General features: G+C 73.2%; 19 protein-coding genes. 8 read left to right on the top strand and 11 right to left on the bottom strand.

Translation table 11 applies throughout. The features are described from left to right. Positions 1–47 precede the first annotated feature (47 nt). Together IEZ00_RS25440 and IEZ00_RS25435 are read right to left on the bottom strand one after the other, a co-directional pair. Positions 48–830, bottom strand: a complete 783-nt coding sequence (locus IEZ00_RS25440) for a lipase family alpha/beta hydrolase (protein WP_189225854.1) — start codon at positions 828–830, stop codon at positions 48–50. Between the two features lie 150 nt (positions 831–980). Next, on the bottom strand, positions 981–3,281 hold the full coding sequence (locus IEZ00_RS25435) for a Tex family protein (protein WP_189225853.1): 2,301 nt from the start codon (positions 3,279–3,281) through the stop codon (positions 981–983). A 68-nt stretch (positions 3,282–3,349) separates the two neighbouring features. Here IEZ00_RS25435 and IEZ00_RS25430 point away from each other — a divergent pair, with 68 nt between their 5' ends. Both IEZ00_RS25430 and IEZ00_RS25425 read left to right on the top strand, forming a co-directional pair. After that, positions 3,350–4,381: an NAD-dependent epimerase/dehydratase family protein gene (locus tag IEZ00_RS25430; protein WP_189225852.1), complete on the top strand. Its 1,032-nt coding sequence runs from the start codon at positions 3,350–3,352 to the stop codon at positions 4,379–4,381. After that, on the top strand, positions 4,378–5,958 hold the full coding sequence (locus IEZ00_RS25425; protein ID WP_189225851.1) for a phytoene desaturase family protein: 1,581 nt from the start codon (positions 4,378–4,380) through the stop codon (positions 5,956–5,958). The genes IEZ00_RS25430 and IEZ00_RS25425 overlap by 4 nt, the downstream gene beginning before the upstream one ends. 120 nt (positions 5,959–6,078) lie before the next feature. Here IEZ00_RS25425 and IEZ00_RS25420 read toward each other — a convergent pair whose 3' ends face one another. The 4 genes from IEZ00_RS25420 to IEZ00_RS25405 form a co-directional block, all read right to left on the bottom strand. Next, positions 6,079–6,525 (bottom strand): SRPBCC family protein, encoded by a 447-nt coding sequence (locus IEZ00_RS25420; protein WP_189225850.1) that lies wholly within the window; start codon positions 6,523–6,525, stop codon positions 6,079–6,081. Between the two features lie 48 nt (positions 6,526–6,573). Further along, a complete protein-coding gene (locus IEZ00_RS25415; protein ID WP_189225849.1) occupies positions 6,574–7,803 on the bottom strand; it encodes an ABC transporter substrate-binding protein in 1,230 nt (409 codons plus the stop codon). A 93-nt stretch (positions 7,804–7,896) separates the two neighbouring features. Then, entirely contained in the window at positions 7,897–8,388 is a 492-nt protein-coding gene (locus IEZ00_RS25410) for a LuxR C-terminal-related transcriptional regulator (RefSeq protein WP_229796074.1), read from the bottom strand. 157 nt (positions 8,389–8,545) lie between these two features. Continuing rightward, on the bottom strand, positions 8,546–9,013 hold the full coding sequence (locus IEZ00_RS25405) for a GNAT family N-acetyltransferase (protein WP_189225847.1): 468 nt from the start codon (positions 9,011–9,013) through the stop codon (positions 8,546–8,548). Positions 9,014–9,089: 76 nt separating this feature from the next. On the opposite strand from IEZ00_RS25405, the gene IEZ00_RS25400 reads away from it, so the two are divergent. Beyond that, positions 9,090–9,875 carry an enoyl-CoA hydratase/isomerase family protein gene (locus tag IEZ00_RS25400; protein WP_189225846.1) on the top strand — a complete coding sequence of 262 codons (786 nt, stop codon included), beginning with the start codon at positions 9,090–9,092 and terminating at the stop codon, positions 9,873–9,875. 93 nt (positions 9,876–9,968) lie between these two features. Here IEZ00_RS25400 and IEZ00_RS37845 read toward each other — a convergent pair whose 3' ends face one another. Next, on the bottom strand, positions 9,969–11,519 hold the full coding sequence (locus IEZ00_RS37845) for a serine/threonine-protein kinase (RefSeq protein WP_189225845.1): 1,551 nt from the start codon (positions 11,517–11,519) through the stop codon (positions 9,969–9,971). 79 nt (positions 11,520–11,598) lie between these two features. After that, on the bottom strand, positions 11,599–12,141 hold the full coding sequence (locus tag IEZ00_RS25390) for a TetR/AcrR family transcriptional regulator (RefSeq protein ID WP_189225844.1): 543 nt from the start codon (positions 12,139–12,141) through the stop codon (positions 11,599–11,601). Between the two features lie 82 nt (positions 12,142–12,223). On the opposite strand from IEZ00_RS25390, the gene IEZ00_RS25385 reads away from it, so the two are divergent. The 3 genes from IEZ00_RS25385 (at position 12,224) to IEZ00_RS25375 (ending at position 13,820) form a co-directional block, all read left to right on the top strand. Further along, entirely contained in the window at positions 12,224–12,679 is a 456-nt protein-coding gene (locus IEZ00_RS25385) for a nuclear transport factor 2 family protein (protein ID WP_229796073.1), read from the top strand. Next, positions 12,676–13,185: a hypothetical protein gene (locus tag IEZ00_RS25380; RefSeq protein WP_189225842.1), complete on the top strand. Its 510-nt coding sequence runs from the start codon at positions 12,676–12,678 to the stop codon at positions 13,183–13,185. Before IEZ00_RS25385 ends, IEZ00_RS25380 begins: the two co-directional genes overlap by 4 nt. A 233-nt stretch (positions 13,186–13,418) precedes the next feature. Then, on the top strand, positions 13,419–13,820 hold the full coding sequence (locus IEZ00_RS25375) for a peptidase inhibitor family I36 protein (RefSeq protein ID WP_189225841.1): 402 nt from the start codon (positions 13,419–13,421) through the stop codon (positions 13,818–13,820). Positions 13,821–14,185: 365 nt separating this feature from the next. On the opposite strand, the gene IEZ00_RS25370 is transcribed toward IEZ00_RS25375, so the two are convergent. After that, complete coding sequence (locus IEZ00_RS25370) at positions 14,186–14,416, bottom strand: RNA-binding S4 domain-containing protein (protein ID WP_189225840.1); 231 nt, start codon at positions 14,414–14,416, stop codon at positions 14,186–14,188. A 118-nt stretch (positions 14,417–14,534) separates the two neighbouring features. On the opposite strand from IEZ00_RS25370, the gene IEZ00_RS25365 reads away from it, so the two are divergent. Both IEZ00_RS25365 and IEZ00_RS37110 read left to right on the top strand, forming a co-directional pair. Next, positions 14,535–15,263 (top strand): DUF742 domain-containing protein, encoded by a 729-nt coding sequence (locus IEZ00_RS25365; protein WP_189225839.1) that lies wholly within the window; start codon positions 14,535–14,537, stop codon positions 15,261–15,263. Between the two features lie 59 nt (positions 15,264–15,322). Beyond that, positions 15,323–15,589, top strand: a complete 267-nt coding sequence (locus IEZ00_RS37110) for a Scr1 family TA system antitoxin-like transcriptional regulator (RefSeq protein ID WP_229796072.1) — start codon at positions 15,323–15,325, stop codon at positions 15,587–15,589. Positions 15,590–15,625: 36 nt separating this feature from the next. Here IEZ00_RS37110 and mug read toward each other — a convergent pair whose 3' ends face one another. Then, positions 15,626–16,162: a G/U mismatch-specific DNA glycosylase gene (mug, locus tag IEZ00_RS25360; RefSeq protein WP_229796071.1), complete on the bottom strand. Its 537-nt coding sequence runs from the start codon at positions 16,160–16,162 to the stop codon at positions 15,626–15,628. Further along, positions 16,159–17,958 carry a bifunctional metallophosphatase/5'-nucleotidase gene (locus IEZ00_RS25355; RefSeq protein ID WP_189225838.1) on the bottom strand — a complete coding sequence of 600 codons (1,800 nt, stop codon included), beginning with the start codon at positions 17,956–17,958 and terminating at the stop codon, positions 16,159–16,161. The genes mug and IEZ00_RS25355 overlap by 4 nt, the downstream gene beginning before the upstream one ends. Positions 17,959–17,987 lie beyond the last annotated feature (29 nt).

Raw genomic sequence — 17,987 nt, 5'->3', positions numbered from 1 at the left:
CCACCGGCCAACACAAGGGGCGGTTCAGGTGATCTTTCCCCGCCGCGTCAGGCAGCGGGGAACATGCGCGCCATGCCGGGCGGCGGGGCGAACGGCCGCCAGCGGCCGTGCCGCTGGGCCAGCCGGTCGGCGATCACCCACAGCACGGTGGCGTTGTAGCCGTAACCGAGGTGGCTCGACGCCACGGCCACGTTCTCGCGCGGCGGCGCGGGTTCCTCAACGCAGGTCCGCCACGCCACGATGCCGTCGGAGCGGGAGTACACCGACGTGGCGGCCACCGGGAACGGCGGTCGGGTGTGCTCGGGCGGCGGCAGGCCCGCGCCCGCCACGTAGAACCGGGCCAGCAGCTGGTAGACCGGGTTGACGCGGGTCTGCCGCAGGTCGCGCATGGCGTACGGGCTGCCCAGCGTGATCACCTGCCGCACCAGGTCGGGGTACTGGCGGGCCAGCTCGCGGGCGAAGACCCCGCCCAGGCTCCACCCGACCAGGCTGACCTTCCCCCCGCGCGCCAGGGACAGCAGCAGCAGCCTCAGCCCCTCGACGACCCGGACGGAGGGGCCGATGTTGCGCCCCAGGCCCCAGCCGTGCACGTCGTAGCCCAAGCCCGCGAGGAACCCGCGCAGCACGGCGGTGGCGCTGTCGGTGGTGCCCAGGCCGGGCAGCACCAGCACGGTGTGACCGTCACCGCTGGGCGCGGCGCGCAGCAGCCGCCGGGCGGCGGTGTACTGACCGATGTCCACCACGGCGCGGGTCGGCTCGGTGAGGTACCACAGGAGTCCGGGCGGCGGCACCGCGTCCGGCTCCGCTCGGGTGCACGGCTGCTCCGACATGGCCACCCCCCGACTCGCCGTCGAGCCACCGGCCTCCATGGTGTTCGCCGCCCGGCGACCGCGCCAGCACCGGCGCGTCTCGATCGCGCACCACTTCGGGGCAGGCCGACGCCGTGGCGCGGTCCCGTCGGACCGCGCCACGGCGAGCGGTCAGCTCAGGCCCGCGCGCCGCAGCGCCTCGGCCATCGCGCCGTTGACCGGCGGCCGCTCCTGGCGCTGCGGGCGCTGCTGCTGGCGCGGCTTGCCGTTGCCGCCGCCACCGCCGCGCTGCTGCTCCTTGGGCTTGCGGCCCGGCTCGTCCTGCAACCGCAGGGTCAGGCCGATCCGCTTGCGCGGGATGTCGACCTCCAGCACCTTCACCCGCACCACGTCGCCGGACTTGACCACGTCGCGCGGGTCCTTGACGTAGGTGTTGGACAGCGCGGAGATGTGCACCAGGCCGTCCTGGTGCACGCCGATGTCCACGAACGCGCCGAACGCGGCCACGTTGGTGACCACGCCCTCCAGCACCATGCCGGGCTTGAGGTCGGCGATCTTCTCCACGCCGTCGGCGAAGGTGGCGGTCTTGAACGCCGGTCGCGGGTCGCGGCCGGGCTTCTCCAGCTCGCGCAGGATGTCGGTGACCGTCGGCAGGCCGAAGGTGTCGTCGACGAACTCCTCCGGCCGCAGCTTCTTGAGCACCGCGGTGTTGCCGATCAGCGGCTGGTCGCCCGCGCGCTGCTGGATGCGCCGCACCACCGGGTAGGCCTCGGGGTGCACGGCGGAGGCGTCCAGCGGGTCGTCGCCGTTGGGGATGCGCAGGAAGCCCGCGCACTGCTCGAACGCCTTGGGGCCCAGGCGCGGCACGTCCTTGAGCGCCTTGCGGCTGCGGAACGGGCCGTGGGTGTCGCGGTGCTGCACGATGTTCTCCGCCAGCCCCGCGGTGATGCCCGAGACGCGGGTCAGCAGCGGCGCGGAGGCGGTGTTGAGGTCCACGCCCACGGCGTTGACGCAGTCCTCGACCACCGCGTCCAGCGAGCGGGAGAGCTTGGACTCGGACAGGTCGTGCTGGTACTGGCCGACCCCGATGGACTTGGGGTCGATCTTGACCAGCTCGGCCAGCGGGTCCTGCAGGCGGCGGGCGATGGACACCGCGCCGCGCAGCGACACGTCCAGGCCGGGCAGCTCGGCGGAGGCGAACGCGGAGGCCGAGTACACCGACGCGCCCGCCTCGGACACCACGACCTTGGTCAGCTTGAGCTCGGGGTGGCGCTTGAGCAGGTCGCCCGCGAGCTTGTCGGTCTCCCGCGAGGCGGTGCCGTTGCCGATGGCGATCAGCTCGACGGAGTGCCGCTTCGCCAGCGCCGCGAGCTTGGCGATCGACTCGTCCCACCGGTTGGCGGGCACGTGCGGGTAGATCGTGTCGGTGTCCACGACCTTGCCGGTCGCGTCGACCACGGCCACCTTGACGCCGGTGCGGAAGCCGGGGTCCAGGCCCATCGTGGCGCGGGTGCCCGCGGGCGCGGCCAGCAGCAGGTCGCGCAGGTTGGAGGCGAACACCCGCACGGCCTCGTCCTCGGCGAACTGGCGCAGCCTGCCGCGCAGGTCGATGCCGAGGTGGACCAGGATGCGGGTGCGCCACGCCCAGCGCACGGTGTCGGTGAGCCACTTGTCGGCCGGGCGGCCCCGGTCGTCGATGCCGAACTTGGCGGCGATGGCCACCTCGTAGCCGCTGGGCCCGGTCTCGGGGGCCTGCTCCGGCTCCAGCGCGAGGTCGAGCACCTCCTCCTTCTCCCCGCGGAACAGCGCCAGGATGCGGTGGGAGGGCAGCTTGGTGAACGGCTCGGAGAAGTCGAAGTAGTCGGCGAACTTGGCGCCGTCGGCCTCCTTGCCCTCGCGGACCTTGGAGGTCATCCGGCCCTGCGCCCACATCCGCTCGCGCAGCTCGCCGATCAGGTCGCCGTCCTCGCCGAAGCGCTCGACCAGGATCGCCCGCGCGCCCTGCAGCGCGGCGGCGGGGTCGGCGACCTCGGCGGTGAGGAACTGCCGCGCGAACTCCTGCGGGTCGCGGGTCGGGTCGGCGAGCAGGCCGTCGGCCAGCGGCTCCAGGCCCTGCTCGCGGGCGATCTGCGCCTTGGTGCGCCGCTTGGGCTTGTAGGGCAGGTACAGGTCCTCCAGCCGCGCCTTGGACTCGGCGGCGAGGATCTGCGCCTCCAGCGCGTCGTCCAGCTTGCCCTGCGAGCGGATCGAGTCCAGCACCGCGGCGCGGCGGTCCTCCAGCTCGCGCAGGTAGCCCAGCCGCTCCTCCAGCGAGCGCAGCTGGGCGTCGTCCAGCGCGCCCGTCGCCTCCTTGCGGTAGCGGGCGATGAACGGCACGGTCGCGCCGCCGTCGAGCAGCTCGACGGCGGCGGTCACCTGGCCCGCCCGCACGCCGAGCTCGTCGGCGATCCTCTGGTGAATGGCTGTCGTCACAGCCGGTCATTGTGCCCGGTGGCGCGCGGCCGGTGGTTGCCCGGCTCCGAACGGGGTACAGCACCGGCATGGAGGTCGTCGTCACCGGTGCCAGCGGCAACGTGGGCACGGCCCTGCGCCGGGTGCTCGGCGCGCGTTCGGGCACCCGCGTCGTCGGCATCGCCCGGCGGGTGCCCGCCAGCGGCCACTGGGTGCGCTGCGACCTCGGCGACCCGACCGCCGAAGATCTGCTGACCAGGACTTTCACCGGGGTGGACGCGGTGGTGCACTTGGCGTGGGCGATCCAGCCGGGCACCGACGAGCCCGCCATGCGGCGCACCAACATCGACGGCAGCGCCCGCGTGCTGCGCGCGGCCGAGCGCGCCGGGGTGCCGCACGTGGTGGTCGCCTCGTCGGTGGCCGCCTACTCCCCCGGACGCCGCTGGGAGCGGGTGGGCGAGGACTGGCCGTGCGGCGGGGTGACCGGCAGCGCGTACAGCGAGCAGAAGGCCGAGCTGGAGCGGATGCTCCAAGATCACTCGAACGTGGCACGGGTGCGGCCGTGCGCGGTGGTCCAGCCGGACGCGGCCGGGGAGGTGGAGCGGTGGACCATGAGCCCGCTGCTGCCCGCCTCGCTGGCGGGCCGGTGGTGGCTGCCGGTGCCGCTGTGGTCCGGGCTGCGGCTGCAGCTGGTGCACGCCCAGGACGTGGCGCGGGCGATCGCGCTGATCCTGCGCGAGCGGGCGGTGGGCGCGTTCAACGTGGCCTCGGAGCCGGTGCTGGACGCCGACGAGCTGGCGCGGGCGTTCGGCGGGTTCCGGGTGCCGGTGCCGCTGCCGCTGGCGCACGCGGTGGCCTGGCCGACCTGGCGGGTGGGTCTGCAGCCGCTGCACCCCGGCTGGCTGCGCCTGGCCGACCGCGCCGCGCTGGTGGACACCGGGCGGCTGCGCGCGCTGGGATGGGCTCCCCGCCACGACGCCCGCGCGGCGCTGGAGGAGTTCGTCGAGGCGCTGGCGGCGGGGCGTGGCACGTGGGGACCGCTCGCGCCGGGTGGCGCGCGGCGGTGGCGCAGGCTGGGCTGGGGTCGCCCGGCCCGCCAGGACCAGGGAGGAGACCGGTGAGCGAGACCGTCGACGCGGTGGTGGTCGGGGCGGGGCCCAACGGGCTGGTGGCGGCGAACCTGCTCGCCGACGCCGGTTGGGACGTGGCGGTGCTGGAGGCCGCCGACCGGCCCGGTGGCGCGGTGCGCACCGAGGAGCTGACCGCGCCGGGGTTCCGCAACGACGTGTTCAGCGCGTTCTACCCGCTGGGCGCGGGCTCGCCGGTGCTGGCCGGGCTGGACCTGGAGCGGCACGGGCTGCGCTGGCGGCACGCGCCCGAGGTGCTGGCGCACGTGCTGCCCGACGACCGGGCGGTGCTGCTGTCGCGGGACGTGGACCGCACGGCGGCGTCGCTGGACTCCTTCGGCGCGGGCGACGGCGAGGTCTGGCAGGAGGAGTTCGCGCTGTGGCAGCGGATTCGCGACGACCTGCTGGACGCGCTGCTGCGGCCGTTCCCGCCGGTGCGGGCGGGCGCCCGGCTGCTGCGGGCGCTGGGCGCGGCGGACGCGCTGCGGTTCGCGCGGACGTTCGTGCAGTCGGTGCGGGCCTACGGTGACGACCGGTTCGCGGGCGAGGGCGCGCGGGTGCTGCTGGCGGGCAACGCGATGCACACCGACCTGGGGCCGGACCAGGCGGGCGGGACCGCGTTCGGCTGGCTGCTGACCATGCTGGGACAGGACGTCGGCTACCCGGTGCCCGAGGGCGGCGCGGGCGTGCTGGCCGAGGCCCTGGTGCGGCGGCTGGGCGGGGTGGTGCAGTGCGGGCGGCCGGTGGCGCGGATCGTCGTGGCGGGCGGCCGGGCGCTGGGCGTGCGGGACGCGGCGGGCGGGTTCGTGCGGGCGCGCAAGGCCGTGCTCGCCGACGTGCCCGCGCCGTCGCTGTACCTGGACATGGTCGGGGAGGAGCACCTGCCCGCGCGGTTCCGGTCGGACCTGGCCAAGTTCGAGTGGGACGACGCGACGATCAAGGTGGACTGGGCGCTGTCGAAGCCGATCCCGTGGACCGCGCCGGAAGCGCGCGGCGCGGGGACCGTGCACGTGGGCGGGGACCTCAACGGGCTGGCCGCGTTCAACACCGAGATCGCCTGCGGGCGGCTGCCGCGCACGCCGTTCCTGATCATGGGGCAGATGACCACCGCCGACCCGACCCGCTCACCGGAGGGCACCGAGTCCGCGTGGGCCTACACCCACGTGCCCAGGGGCGAGACGTGGACCGCCGACCGGCTGCGCAGGCGGGCGGACCGGATGGAGCAGGTGATCGAGCAGCACGCGCCCGGCTTCCGGGCCTCGATCCTGGCCAGGGCCGTGCACGGGCCGCAGGAGCTGCAGGAGCGCAACCGCGCCCTGGTGGCGGGGTCGACCAACTCCGGCACCGCGGGCATCCACCAGCAGCTGGTCTTCCGGCCGGTGCCGGGGTTGGGCCGCCCGGACACCCCCGTCGACCGGCTCTACCTGGCGGGCGCCTCGGCCCACCCCGGCGGGGGCGTGCACGGCGCGCCGGGGGCCAACGCCGCGCGCGCCGCGCTGGCCCGCAACGGCCTGGCGGGCGAGGCGTACCGCCTCACCGTCCAGTCCCTGCACCGCGCCCTCTACCGCTGACCCATGACGCCTGCAAGTACTACCCGCCGCACTCGTGAGGGCCGGTAACTACTACCCGGAAGCTCGGTTCCGGCACCGCGAACGCTCGGTTCGCGGTGCCCGAACACGCGACTCGCGGGATCAGCCGCCTTCCCGCCGCACGGCCAGGTCGGCGAGCCTGCGCAGCGCCTCCTTGTTGCGCGGGGCCAGGAACAGCGCCTGCACGGGCTCCGGCAGCACCGACAGCGGTCCCTTGATGACCTCTTCCACCATCCGCACCGTGGTCCCCGTCCCGCCGGGGTCCTCGGTCAGCTCCAGCCGCACCACGGCCGCCCCCAGCGGCCACATGCCCGCCTCCAGCTCCAGCAGCCGCTCGGGCTCCACCGCGCGCACCGTCGAGACGTCCTCCACCTGCACCGGCCACGCCCCGATGCTGTGGTGGATGCGCGCCCCCACCGCGGGCCACGTCGAGTCCACCTGGCGGATGTGCGACGCGCCGACCACCCACCCTGCGTAGGACCACCCGTCGGCCAGAACGGCGAAGACCTGGTCGGCTGGCGCGGGCACGTGCAGGCTGACGTCGCTCATGGTCAGCGGGTTTCCCCACGTCACCAGCCCGAAAACTACCGGGCGGGACTACCGGGCGCGGGTGCCCTTGAGCGGCACCAGCTCGGACTCGAACAGCTCCGCCACCACCTCCAGCCCGCCGGGCACGTCGCGGGAGGGCCTGGCCACGTAGGACTGCGTGCTGGAGGGCCTGCCCGCCAGTGAGAAGCGCAGCGGACCGGTCAGCCCGCCGGTGTCGACCGACGCGGTGTCCTGGAAGGCGCGCAGCACCCCGTCGCGGGTCAGGTCACCGGCCTGGCAAGCCTTCTCCAGCACGGTCGCGAACGCCGTGGCGGTGGCGTAGCCGTGGTCCACGAACGCGCTGGGCACCAGGTCCGGGTGGGCCTTGCCGAACGCCTCGGCGACCGCGCGCGGGCCGGGCTGGTCGGTGGCGAACGGCGCGATCGGCGAGACGACCAGCACCTGCTTGAGCACCGCAGGCGCGGCGGGCGTGTCGAGCATCTGCGGGTCGTAGCCCACCGCGTTGACCATGAACGGCACCTGCCAGCCCAGTTGCGCGGCGACGCCGACGGCGACCGCGGTCTGCGTCGGCGCGGTGCTGAGCAGGACCGCCTTCGCGCCTGCGGCCCTGAGCTGGGCGACCTCCTCGGCCAGGTCGGTGTCGGTCTCGGCGACCGACTTGGTCACCAGCCGCATCCCCCACTGCTGCGCGGCGAACTGGCTGCCCTCCAGCCCGTTGTCGCCGTAGTCGCTGTCGACGTGGATGTGCCCGATGGTGTCGCCGTCGCGGATGACGCCGTTGGCGCGCAGGTGGTCCATGCCGTTGATGACGTCGAGGTCGTAGGTGGTGCCGACGACCATCATGTGCGGGTTGCCCAGCAGGCTGGCCGACCACGACGCGGGCGCGGCCAACACGCGGGTCTGCAGGATCTCCGGTTCCAGCGCCTCGGTCATCGGCGCGCCGGTGATGTCGATGAACCCGAGCACCTCGGGTTCGAGGCGGAAGAAGCCCTCCAGCGCCCGGTTCACGTCGTAGCCGTGGTCGGCGGTGCGCAGTTCGACCTCGCGTCCGCACACGCCGCCGCGCGCGTTCAACTGCTCCAGGAACAGCTCGTAGGCGGTGATCCGGAGCTTCGCCGAGGTGGAGAACGGGCCGGTCATGTCCGTGAGCACGCCGAGGGCGATGCTGTCCTGGCCGACGCCCGGCCCGGCCTCGACCCGCGCATCGTCGCCTGCCGGGGAGGAGCACCCGCTCGCGAGCACTGCGGCGGCGGTCAGGACTAGGGCGAAAGCACGCACCGAATACTCCTACCGTCGTAGCTACTGGCCGGTAGGAGTATTCGGCGCGCCCCTCGGAAAACCTAATCCTGTGAGCGGCGGCACACCGCCGCGCTAGAGGTACGAGCGCTGCCCCCAGGGCATCGCCGCGGCCAGCTGCGCGCGGCGGCCGATGTCGAGCTTGCGGTAGATCCTGGTGATGTGCAGCTCGATCGCGCGGGTGGAGACCGAGAAGTGCTCGGCGATCTGGCGGTTGGTCATGCCCTCCAGCATCATCAGCGCGATCCGGTGCTCGTGCGGGGTCAGCGCCTCGCGCGGCCGCGACTCCGCGCCCCGCCCGTCGCGGGGCCGCACCAGGGACGGCACCCGCTCGTGGTCGGGCAGTCCGAGCAGCACGTGCCACTGCCGGATGCGCACCTCGGCCACCGACTGCGAGCGCACGTACGGGTCGCCGCGCACCAGGTCGCGTGCCGCCGCCTCGTCCGGCACCTGGCACACCAGCAGCACTCCGGACCCGTCGGCCCACGGCCCGGTGCCCACGAGCACTCCCTGCTCGGCCAGCGGCCGCCAGTATTCACGGTGCGCCAGGTGAATCGATCTGCGCACTTGGCGCGCATCGCGAAATGTCAACTCAACAGCGAAAGCCACTGGACTGATCCCCATTTCATATCCGCGGCCCGACTTTTCGTCATTACTCAACTGGGACACCCGAAACCTGTCAAGTGAGACAGATCACAGCTGATATACTGAACCCTAATGGACCCTATAGCCGCTTTTCGAACCAGTGCTCGGCGTAGCGGGCGTCGTTGAAGGCGGGCGCCTCGCGGTAGCCCTGCCGGGCGTACAGGGCGCGGGCCTCCACCAGGTCGTGCCGGGTGTCCAGGCGCACCGCCGTCGCGCCCAGCGCCGCGGCGGCCCGCTCCACCTCCGCCAGCAGCACCGCCCCGCCGCCCCGACCGCGCACCGCCGGGTCGACGAACAGCCGCTTCAACTCGACCACTCCCGGACGCGCCAGGCGGAACCCCGCGCACCCGCGAGGCGTCCCGCCCCAACTGGCGACGAAGAAGCCCACCAGGTCGTCGGTGGGGTCCTCGGCGATGGCCAGGTCCACTTCCGCCTCGGTGGCCGGGCGGCCGTAGTAGCGGCCGATGATGTCGGTCAGGTAGCGCCGCACCAGCGCGGTGGCGATCGCGCCGTCGTGCGGCACTCGTTGAACGGTCCACGTGGTCATCGGCGGATCATCGACAGCGGCGGGCCGTTCGGTCACCCGGTTTTCACCGCCGCGGGCGCGTGTAAAGTCCCCGCCCGTGGTTGACCAACTGGTCCGCGTGGAGCGGGACGCCGCCGGCCTGGCCGTGCTCACCGTCGACGCGCCCCCGCTCAACCTCTACACCGCCGAGTTGCAGGACCTGCTCGGCGCGGCGGTCGACGACCTGGCCGAGCGGCCCGCGCGGGCCCTGCTGGTGCGGGCCGAGGGCCGGGTGGTCAGCGGCGGCGTGGACGTCAACCTGTTCGCCGCGCAGCGCGACGCCGACGAGGCCAAGGCGCTGTTCGACGACATGCTCGACCTGCCGGAGCGGATCGCCGAACTGCCCTTCCCCACCGTCTTCGCCGCCCACGGCCTGTGCCTGACCTGGGCCTTCGAGGTGGCGCTGGCGTGCGACGTGCTGCTGGCCTCGGAACGGGCCTCCTTCGGGCTGGTGGAGCGGGTCATCGGGCTGACCCCGACCATGGGCGGCACGCAGCGGCTGGCGGCGCGGGCGGGCGTGGGCCGCGCCAAGGAGCTGGTGATGACCGGCGAGCGCTACGGCGCGGCGGAGCTGGAGCGCTGGAACGTGGTCAACCGGGTGCTGCCGCACGAGGGCTTCGACGACGCGGCGCTGCGCTTCACCCAGGACCTGGCGGCGGGCCCGACCAGGGCGCACGCGGCGACCAAGCGCGTGCTGGCGCACTTCGAGAGCGGCGGGGTGGCCGAGGCGACCGCGCACGTCACCGGGATCGCCGCGGAGCTGTTCGACACCGAGGACCTGCGCGGCGGGGTGCGCTCGTTCCTGACCGACGGGCCGGGCAAGGCGCTGTTCAGCGGTCGCTGACCCCGCGCGAGTCGCGCGTTCGGAACGCCGGGTGGTGGTCAGCGGCCCGCACGGGCACCTCGGGTGGTACTTGCCCGCGCACCGGTGGGAGGGTCAGCGCGGGTCGTAGACCGCGGAGCCGTACCAGGCCAGCGCCGACCGCAGCTCGACCACGTCCCGCTCACGCCGCTTGCGGTAGCGCTCGTGCGAGATCGGGTAGACCCGCAACCCGCCCTTGTGGGGCTGGAAGCTGCCGCGTCCCAGCGTCTCGGGCTTCTCGGCCGCGCCGACCAGCCACACCTTCAGCCACGGCCTGCCGCGATGCGATTCCACGCGCACCCGCTCGATGGCGTACCAGGGCAGCCTGCGCGTCCGCTCGCCGTTGGACAGCACGATCCCGTCCGGCCCGACCTCCAGCGACAGCGGCGTGCTCAGCACCCCCACCGCCAGCCGCAGCGTCATCGCGGCGAAGACCAGGAACGCCAGGAACGCCAGCAGGCGCAGCGGCGCCCCGACCCCGGAGGAGTCGTGGGCGATCGCCGCGGACAGCAGCGCCGCGAACCCGTTGACCAGCGTCCAGCTCAGCCCGACCACGCGGGAGGTCTTGAAGCGCACCCCGGCGGGCCGGACGACGTCCTCCCGCCCCGGCACCCGCGTCACCGGCACCTGCTTCACCGGCACCTGCTTCACCGGTGCGCTCGCCACCGGCTTGGCCACCGGCGCGACGGGCGGCACGAACGCGGCCGTGGGCGGGCGGTCCCGCACCATCACCCGCGTCGGCGGCTTGGCGGGCAGCTCCCGCAGCTCGGTGTGCCGCTGCTCGACCAGCGTCCGGATGCGCGCGGGCAGCCACGCGCCGTCCGACTGCGGCGGGCCCACCAGCTCCAGCAGCCGGGCGGGGGTGGGTCGGTGGGACGGCTCGCGCACCAGGCAGGGGACGATCAGCGGCACCAGGCCCGGCGGCACGCGGGACAGGTCCGGCTCCTGGTGCACCACCCGGTAGACCAGCGCGGACGTGGCGCCCTCGCCGAACGGGCCGGTCCCGGTGGCGGCGTAGACCAGCACCGAGCCCAGCGCGAAGACGTCGCTCTGCGGTCCGACCTCGGCCCCGACGACCTGCTCGGGCGAGAGGTAGCCCGGCGTGCCGAACACGGTCCCGGCCTCGGTCAGCGCGGAGTGCTCCAGCGCGCGGGCGATGCCGAAGTCGATCACCCTCGGCCCGTCGTCGGCCAGCAGCACGTTCGACGGCTTGAGGTCGCGGTGCACCAGCCCGGCGCCGTGGATGGCGACCAGCGCTTCGGCCAGCCCGCCCGCGAGCCGCCGCACGGCCCGCTCCGGCAGCGGCCCGAACTGCTCGACGGCCTGCTGGAGGGTGGGGCCCGCCACGTACTCGGTGGCCATCCACGGCCGCTCGGCGTCCGGGTCGGCGTCGACCACGGTGGCCGTCCAGAAGCCGCCCACCAGCCGGGCCATCTCCACCTCGCGGCGGAAGCGCTCGCGGAACTGGGGGCTGTCGGCCAGCTCGGGCTTGGCGACCTTCACCGCGATGGGACGGCCGCCTCGGGAGCGGGCCAGGTAGACCGACCCCATCGCGCCGCGGCCCAGCGCGGCGAGCAGCGCGTAGTCACCTACCCGCTGCGGGGCGTTGGGAGGCAGTGGCTGCACGGCATCCACACTAGATGTGTTCGGGAGCGGTTCGCCGCAAGACGACGAGTTCCACGTCTTCGGCGGGGAGTAAGACTACTCACCCCCCGGCGCGGGCGAGCAGGATCTCGGCCACCTCGCGGGCGCGGCGGGCGGCCCCGAAGTCGCCGCGGACCGCCGCGGAGGTGATGGCGCCCTCGACCAGGAGCAGCAGCTGTTCGCCCAGCTCCTCGGGGTCTGCGGCGAACCCGCGCACCAGGTCGACGAGGTAGTGCCGGAGGGCGTCCTTGTGCTCCTTGGCGGTCCGCGCCACGGCGTCGGAGGTGGCACCCAGCTCGCCGAAGGAGTTGACGAAGGCGCACCCCCGGAAGCCCGGCTCCCGGAACCAGTTCTCCAGCCAGTCGAACACCGCGGGCACGCGGTCGTCGCGCCGGGCGACCGACTCGGCCAGCGAGGCGCGCCACCGCTGGTCACGACGCCGCAGGTAGGCGACGACGAGCTCCTCCTTGGAGGGGAAGCACTGGTAGAGGCGCTTGAGCGGGACGCCCGAGGCGGCGCGGACCTCGTCCACCCCCACGGCCCGCACACCGCGTTCGTAGAACAGCCGCTCGGCGGCGTCGAGCAGCCGGGTCCGGTGATCCATGGCCACTCCCCTGGTGTCGAGAACGCGCGTTCTCTACAGTAGCAGTCCGGAGAACGCACGTTCTCCAGTGAGGAGGCGCCCGGTGGCGCGACCGCCCTTCCCCCCGTTCACCGAGGAAACCGCCGCGCAGAAGGTGCAGGCTGCCGAGGACGCGTGGAACACGCGCGACCCGGAGCGGGTGGCGCTGGCCTACACCGAGGACTCGGTGTGGCGCAACCGCGACCAGTTCATCACCGGCCGCGCCGAGATCGTGGAGTTCCTGCGCCGCAAGTGGGAGCGCGAACTGGACTACGCGCTGCGCAAGGAGCTGTGGTCGTTCAGCGGCGACCGGATCGCCGTGCGCTTCCAGTACGAGTGCCGCGACGCGAGCGGCCAGTGGTGGCGCAGCTACGGCAACGAGCTGTGGGAGTTCACCGCCGACGGGCTGATGCGCCGCCGCGAGGCCAGCATCAACGACTTCCCGATCACCGAAGCCGACCGGCGCGTCTTCGGCCCCCGAGCGGCCGACGAGCGCGGCGGGCTGATCCCGGTCCGATGACGCAGGTCTTCATCCAGCCCTCCTACGGCACCCGCGAGACGCGCAGGCACTGGGCGGACACCCTTGACGCGGAGGCGCGGTTCCGGGACCACGCCGACCTGCTCGACCCCGCGGACCTTGCCCGGCTCGACGAGCTGCACCCCGGCGGGCGGGCGCGGTTCTGGGGCGCGACGGCCAAGCACGACAAGCGGATGGACACGGTGACCACGGGTGACGTCGTGCTGATGACCGGGCAGAAGCACGTGTTGGCGATCGGCGAGGTCGGCCACTCCTTCCGCAACCCGGCGTTCGCGCAGCGCCTGTGGAACCCGGCCCCCGGCACGTGCCTGTGGAGCAACGCGTACTCCCTGCTGCGGTACTGGCCGGTCCGGATGCCCTACGAGGAGATCTGGGCGCTGCCGGGGTTCAACGCGGGCGACAACTTCATGGGCCTGCGCTTCCTCGACGCCGCGAAGGCCGCCGTGGTCCTGGCCCACACCGCCCCGGAGCGGCGGACGACGGGGTAGCCACCCGGCCGTGAGCACGAGGTGAGGACGCGGACGCGACGGCGGGCACGAGCCGCGCGACCGTCGAGGGACCGCTCCCCGCCGGAAGCGGAACGCTGAGCGCACAACCGAACCGGTGCGGCGTCCACAAGCGCCATTCCGCGCTGATCAGCAGCGAGTGGGCGAGCAGCCGCCGTCACCGGCAGACAGGTGCGGAATGCGTTCACGTTCCCTGACGGAAAGGTCGGTCGCTCATGAGTTCCCAAGTCACGTCCTCGTCCCGGAAGAGGGTGCTGGTGAAGGTCGGAAGCGCGCTGTCCGGCGCGGTCATCGCGCTGGGGGTGCTGACCGCTCCGGCGAACGCCGAGGCCACGTGGGACAGGTGTCCGCACGGCAGCTACTGCCTGTTCGAGCACCGCGACGGCGGCGGAGCGCTCTACCGGGTGTCCAACCCGAACGGGAACACGCGCGTCAACCTCCCCGGCTGGTTCAACGACAAGGCATCGGCCGTGTGGAACCGGAGCGGTCAGCTCATGGGGCTGTACAAAGACGCCAACTGCAAGGCCCCACTGGTCAAGGCGGGCCCGTACGGCAACCCCGAGAAATTGGGCGCGCACACGCAGGACCGCGCGAGTTCGATCTGCGGCCTGGCCTGAACCCCGCGCCGCCCCAGCGGCCTGGAAGGGATTTCACCTCGCCCGCCCGTGGTCGCGCATCGCGCCTGCGCACACCACGACCCGTCCATTATGGACCTGACAGGACGGTGGGATGCGCATCGACCCACGGCAGGCAAGCGGCGCTGTCAGAGGTATCCCACGCGGCGAAAATCCGGACTCCACAGGGTTTCCCGCCGCGTCAGAGGACTACCGGTCCGCATTCACGCGGACAGCATCCGGGATACCTCACCGGTGTTGGTCGCCGCGACTGCCGTGGGTCGTCCCGCCGCTGATGCGCTCGGTCCCCACCGTGGTGATGCCGATCAACCCGCCGCACGGGCACCGCCCGACAGCCCGCCCGACGGTCAACGCCCGCCGGCGGCGGAGACCACCCTGGCCTTCTCCCCGCTCACGGCCACCACGTCGCCGTGGTGCAGCTGCGCCCCGCGGCGGTTCTCCACGCGCCCGTTGACGGTCACCTCGCCCGCCTCCACCAGTTCCCTGGCGTGCACCCCGTGCTCGGCCAGACCGGCCAGCTTGAGGAACTGGCCCAACCTGATCATGTCGTCGGCGATCTCCACCTCGCGGATGCGCATCGCACCATCATCGCCCGACCCGGTTCCGGCCGCGCGACCGAGTCCGGTAACAGGGAATGCACGAGGTTGAAACGCAACTGACACGAAACATCCGTGGGGCCGGTTACCTTCTCAGGGCGTGGGCACAGCCAGTTCGGACTCCCAGCCGACCGGCGGGCGCAAGCGCCGCCGATCCTCGCGGGGCGAGGTGGGTGCCACCGGTGCCCGGTTCGGCTCCCCCGCCCTGCGTCGCAGCCTGGACCAGGAACCTCCGCAGGAGGAACCACCGCCCAAGACCGCCAAACCGCGGCGCTCGTTACGCGGCGAGGTCGGCGCCACCGGCGCCCGGTTCGGCTCGGCGGCGCTGCGGCGCAGCCTGGAGTCGGAGGAGCGGGTGGAGCCGGTGGGGCAGGCGGAGCAGACCGCCCCCTTCACCGACCCGTTCGCCGACGACCCCCTCGACGTGATGCCCCCCGTCGAACTGGACCCCGAACCGGAACCCGAACCGGAACCCGAGCCGGAGCCGCCCCACTCGCTGGTGCGCCCGTACGCCCGGACCGGTGGCCGCACCACGACCCGCTACGACCTGCGGCTGGAGACGCTGGTGTCGCTGGAGACCAACGGCATCACCACCGCCATGCGCGACACCAGCGCGGAGCAGCGTTCCATCGTGGAGGTGTGCGCGTCGGCGCCCCGCTCGGTGGCCGAGGTGTCCGCGCTGTTATCCATGCCGCTGGGCGTGACCAAAGTCCTGCTGGGCGACCTCATCGCGATGGGCGTGATGGCCGTGCACGACAACGCCGCCGCGCCCGGCGGCCCCGACCTCCCCCTGCTCGAACGAGTCCTCGCGGGTCTCCGCCGCCTCTGACCCGCGTCGGCAAGTACTACCCGTCCCACCACCGCCCACCGCCAACTACTACCCGACGAGTGCGGTCAGCCTGCGTCCTCCGCCGCCATGCCTGCCAGGATCGCGTCGACTTCCGGCTCGAACGGCAACGACTCCCGGCGAGAGCGGCCCCACCCCGGATGTGGTTCGTCGTCGGTGAAGGCGCCTTGACAAGACCTGTCGGCGGCTACGACGTCCTGCGCGGCCAACTCGCACACTTGTCCGACGCCACCGAGCAGTGGCCGCACATCATGGTTCAGGTGGTGCGGAACTGGCCCCCTGACCCCGTCTGCCGGGGTCTCGAGTAGCGCGGTGCTGTCGAGCGGCGCCGGGCCGGGTAGTGGTCAGCTGCCCTCCGGCGGGGTGCGGGTGGTACTTGCAGGCGCGACCTCGGCGCGCAGGGCGGCGAAGACCTCAGCCAGGTCCCGCAACGAGTAGTGGGCGTTGAGGCCGCTGGGGTTGGGCAGCACCCACAGCCGCGACTCGGCGATCCGCTCGACCTGCGGCCCCACCTTGGCGTCCTTGCGCCCGAACGCCGTCCGGTAGGCGGTGATGCCGACGACGGCCACCACCGACGGCCGCTGCGCGCGGGCCAGTTCGGTCAGCACCGCGCCGCCCTCGCGCAGCTCCTCGGCGGTCAGCTCGTCGGCCTTGGCGGTCGGGCGGGCGACCAGGTTGGTGATGCCGAGTCCGTAGTCGAGCAGCTCCTCCTGCTCGGACGGCTTGAGCAGGCGCGGCGTGAACCCGGACAGGTGCAGCGCGGGCCAGAACCGGTTGCCCGGCCGCGCGAAGTGCTGCCCCTTGGCCTCGGACATCAAGCCGGGGTTGATGCCGCAGAACAGCACGGCCAACCCCGGCTTGACGATGTCGGGGATGCTCACCCGAAGACCACCGGCTGCCCGTCCGCCACCAGCCGCCAGTCGGTGGAGGAGAACGCGGCCGGGTCGATCTCGCCCCGCGCCCGGACCCACTCGATGAGCAGCTGCCGGATCTCCAACTGCTGGTTGTGCAGCACCGGCGCGCCCGCGATGTGCGGGAAGTTCCCGCCGCCGGACTGGCGGTAGTTGTTCACCGCCACCGCGAACGCCTGGTCGGCCGCGACCGGCGCGCCGCCGTAGGCCAGGTTCGCGATCCGGCTGCCCACCGGTCGGGCGATGTCGATGTCGTAGGTCAGCGGCGCGTCCAGGCCCGCCAGCACGTCGTAGAGGTAGTCCGGCGTGCCGTTGGCGTTGGTCAGCGCGTCGGGCGCGTGCGGACCGGGGCCGGTGACCTGCTGGAAGTAGCTCGCCGAGCGCTCCAGGTAGTCCTTGATCTGCGCGCCGGTCAGCCGCACCCCGTACAGGGTGTTGTCGAAGGTGTAGAGACCGGCCACGTCGCGCACGGACACGTCCCCGGCCGGGATCGCCGCGGCCCGGTTGAACGGGGAGGCCAGCGACAGCACCGGCAACCCCTCCCCCAGCGACTCCTTGAGCTTGGCGGCCTGCACGTGGTTGATGAAGTCCAGCGCGGCGGTGTCCTCGTACCGGGCGTTGGCCCCGGACATGGTCGCCTTGCAGGTGCCGACCTTGGAGTTGACGTAGGCGACGACCTTGTCGTGGTCGCCGCGCAGCAGCCGCACCACCCGCGGGTCCTCGGGCACGGTGTTGCTGTTGAGCACCTGCGACCGGGACGCCCGCAGCCGCCACCCGCCGCGCGGGGCCCACTCCAGGTCGAACTCCACCAGGCTCAGCCGCTTGCCCCAGAACAGCGGCTCGGTCAGCAGCACCTGCCTGCCGGTGGCCTTGTTGGTGACGAACCGCTGCGCGATCTCCTGGTGGGCGTGGCCGACCAGGATCGCGTCGATGCCGGGCACCTCCTCGGCCACCAGCGCGGCGCAGTTCTCCGGGAACGGCAGCTGATCGCCCAGCGAGGACGACAGGTCCGCGCCGGAGTGCGCGGCCACCACGACCAGGTCGGCACCCGCCCGGCGCACCGCGGGCACCCACTCGCGGGCCTGCTCCAGCAGGCCGGGGAAGGTCATCCGCCCCTCGACGTTGGCCTTGTCCCAGACGGCGATGCCGGGGTTGGTCAGGCCCAGCACGCCCACCCGCAGCGGAGGTCCCCCGGTGCGCCACACGGTCTTGATCACGTACGGCCGGAACGCGGGCCTGCCGGTGGCCGCGTCCAGCGCGTTCGCCGCCAGCAGCGGGAAGTCCAGCTGCTTCTCGAACTGGCGCAGCAGGGGGATGCCGTAGTTGAACTCGTGGTTGCCCAGCGCCGCGGCGTCGTAGCCGATGGCGTTCATGGCCGCGGCCATCGGGTGCACGCGACGCCCGCCGATCGGCTCGACCTTGGCGTAGTAGTAGGCCAGCGGGGTGCCCTGGATGGTGTCACCGGCGTCCAGCAGCAGCACGCGGTGCGCGCCGCGCTCCTCCCGCACCGCCTGGACCAGGGTGGAGATCTTGGCCAGGCCCACGTCGTTGCGCCCGGAGTCGTCGAACTCCCGGTCGGCGTAGTAGTCCCAGTTGAAGACGTTGCCGTGCAGGTCGGTGGTGCCCAGGACGGTCAGGGTGAACGTCCGCCGCGACTCGGTCGCGGGGGCGGCGGAGGCCGTCGCCGGGCGGAATCCGGCGGCGGCGAGCACACCGGCCGCGCCGCCCGCGAGCAGGGCACGACGGTGCAGAGGGGTTCCGGTCATGCCCGGCACGGTAGTCATTGACCGTTGAC

This window comes from Saccharothrix coeruleofusca, from assembly GCF_014648515.1.
GTDB classification, from domain to species: domain Bacteria; phylum Actinomycetota; class Actinomycetes; order Mycobacteriales; family Pseudonocardiaceae; genus Actinosynnema; species Actinosynnema coeruleofuscum.
This window is presented reverse-complemented; position numbering and strand designations above follow the sequence as displayed.

What these genes read in the sequence shown, in the direction of transcription:
- IEZ00_RS25440 (WP_189225854.1), bottom strand. Translation starts at nt 830, where the DNA reads ATGTCGGAGCAGCCGTGCACCCGAGCGGAGCCGGACGCGGTGCCGCCG.
- IEZ00_RS25430 (WP_189225852.1), top strand. Translation starts at nt 3,350, where the DNA reads ATGGAGGTCGTCGTCACCGGTGCCAGCGGCAACGTGGGCACGGCCCTG.
- IEZ00_RS25420 (WP_189225850.1), bottom strand. Translation starts at nt 6,525, where the DNA reads ATGAGCGACGTCAGCCTGCACGTGCCCGCGCCAGCCGACCAGGTCTTC.
- IEZ00_RS25405 (WP_189225847.1), bottom strand. Translation starts at nt 9,013, where the DNA reads ATGACCACGTGGACCGTTCAACGAGTGCCGCACGACGGCGCGATCGCC.
- IEZ00_RS25390 (WP_189225844.1), bottom strand. Translation starts at nt 12,141, where the DNA reads ATGGATCACCGGACCCGGCTGCTCGACGCCGCCGAGCGGCTGTTCTAC.
- IEZ00_RS25380 (WP_189225842.1), top strand. Translation starts at nt 12,676, where the DNA reads ATGACGCAGGTCTTCATCCAGCCCTCCTACGGCACCCGCGAGACGCGC.
- IEZ00_RS25375 (WP_189225841.1), top strand. Translation starts at nt 13,419, where the DNA reads ATGAGTTCCCAAGTCACGTCCTCGTCCCGGAAGAGGGTGCTGGTGAAG.
- IEZ00_RS25370 (WP_189225840.1), bottom strand. Translation starts at nt 14,416, where the DNA reads ATGCGCATCCGCGAGGTGGAGATCGCCGACGACATGATCAGGTTGGGC.
- IEZ00_RS25355 (WP_189225838.1), bottom strand. Translation starts at nt 17,958, where the DNA reads ATGACCGGAACCCCTCTGCACCGTCGTGCCCTGCTCGCGGGCGGCGCG.